Origin of the sequence: Streptococcus sp. 17.1 (assembly GCF_016648655.1) — a bacterium.
Lineage (GTDB): Bacteria > Bacillota > Bacilli > Lactobacillales > Streptococcaceae > Streptococcus > Streptococcus salivarius_E.
The window spans coordinates 1-2,260 of the sequence record NZ_JACLQM010000043.1 but is presented as its reverse complement, the minus strand read 5'-3'; the positions used below and the strand labels follow the sequence as shown (position 1 = coordinate 2,260).

1 protein-coding gene is annotated in these 2,260 nt (G+C 39.5%); it reads right to left on the bottom strand.

Going from position 1 to position 2,260, the window contains the following annotated elements; genetic code table 11:
* Positions 1–2,085: accessory Sec-dependent serine-rich glycoprotein adhesin (locus H7T99_RS10480; protein WP_260313881.1), on the bottom strand; the 2,085-nt coding region annotated here is incomplete at its 3' end.
* Positions 2,086–2,260 lie beyond the last annotated feature (175 nt).

Sequence of the window (2,260 nt, the reverse complement as noted above, 5' to 3'; positions counted from 1 at the left end):
AGATCTACTTGCACTCGTCGATAAAGATTGACTTATCGAACTAGAAAGACTTTGCGATCTTGATGTACTCAATGAAGCACTTGTACTTGCTGATTGTGATAGTCGCTGACTCGTTGATTGACTCTGTGACAAGCTTGTTCGAGCTGAGGCGCTAGCAGATCTACTTGCACTCGTCGATAAAGATTGACTTATCGAACTAGAAAGACTTTGCGATCTTGATGTACTCAATGAAGAACTTGTACTTGCTGATTGTGATAGTCGCTGACTCGTTGATTGACTTATTGAGCTTGATAAACTTTGCGAATTAAATGCACTCAATGAAGAACTTGTACTCACCGATTGTGATATTCGATGACTTGTAGATTGACTCTGGGATAAGCTTGTCCGCAATGATTCGCTAGTGGATAAAGATCTGCTAGTTTCATTTGACTTTCTAATCGATTCTGAGGCCACTGTCGAAAGAGATTGCGAAACTGACTTCGAAGTAGCCTGACTCTTAGAGACAGAATTTGAAACTACCGTGGACTGAACAATAGATAAACTTTGTGAGAGACTACGGGATTGACTAGTAGTATCTGATTCAACAATTTTACCATTTAAATAGTTAGTAAAAGTAGGATCATCGTCCGCACCTACATAAGGTGTAAAGGTAAAGGAAGTATCTTCACCATTGATAGGAACAGTCCACGTTGAGGTTAATCCATAGCCTTGTCTTGCAAAGTAGCCGGTTAGTTGTGCACCATTTGCCCATGTATATCCAGGATTCTTGGCATCAATAGGAGTAGTATTATCTCTAAGCCTATTGTTATTTGTAAATCTAGCCCCTGAAGAATCGGTAAGATAACTTGTTACACTTGATGGTGTACCCAAACCTTTCCCAAGTGTAAACATTGGTTGTGTCGAATTCGCACCTGTTCCAGTATTATATAGTGTGTGGTTATATCCTATTTTTGTATGTTTCTCGATTGTCGAGGTTGCTGGATTATCATATGAAATATTATAGACAAATGTGAGTTTCTTTCCATCGTTTTTCACTGTCAATTTATAATAGATTGGGACATTATAAACCGTATCTGTTCCACTTCCTATATAAACCTTAGTTTCACCAGTCGCAAGGTTAAGGTTTGAAGTAATAGCAGGGCTACCATTTACTGTAGAATTCCCGTTGAAACCTGCATTTGTAATCTTGGTCATCATACCCTCAACGGCTTCACCAAGACGCTCACGTTGTTCTGCGTAAGCAGCATTTGATGCTGATGCAGCAAGCAAGGTTGTTGATTTGGCAACTTCTTCCTGAACTGACGCAATAGCTGTTTGGATTTCAGCTTTCGCAGCTGCATCTGTTAATTTTGCTTGGTAATTTTTAGCAATATTAACGAGCAATTCCGCTTCTGAAACGTTTTGATCTAAGATTGTCTTTTCATCTTCTTGAGTCGCTGTCTCAGAGGTAGCTGAACTTGTTGAAGTTGCTGATTCAGAAACTGAATCTGAGTTTGAACCACTAGCACTTTCAGTGTGAGACTGGCTCTCAGAGGTTGAGTATTCCTTGCTTAGAGATGCTGACTCTAAGATAGCTTGTGACAATTCAGCTGATACCGATTGAGATACAGATTGTGAAACTGATTGGGATAATGATATAGATGCATCTGTGCTAGCTTGGGTATCAACTGAAGAACTTGTAGACTCTTGACTTGTTGATGCTACCACAGAAGCTTCAGAAGCAGACGCTGTACTCAACACAACTGAGTCAGAGTTAGCTGTCACATCTTGATTAGCGGTTAGCTGTCTCTCCAAAGCAGGGCTTGTCATCTCCTCGGCTTGAGCAGTGTAAGTCGTAACTGCACCTCCAGCCAATGCACTCGCAGCCGCAATTCCTTTTAGTAATGCTTGACCTGAGAGAACTGGTGTTTTCTCCTCAACACTTTGCGCTGAAACTGACGGCGCATCTGCACTTCCTTTAACAACTTTGAAAAGTCCAAAGTTAGCAGTTGCTGCCCGAAGCCAGTTTTTTCCTGATTTGATAAGTTTGAAACGAGTTACGCGATCTGTTTCGCGATATTTACCTGCATTTCGTCTGAAAAACATATTTGCCCCATTCTACCTTTACCCCATTGATAGAAATCTTTATCACATTATAACATAACTTTTCTAATAATCGAGAGATTATCACTCAAAATGAAAATCTTGGAAAATAATTAAACTTATATGATTAGAGCTCAAAACATTTATTTTATAATTTTTAACTTACTTTATTAATACC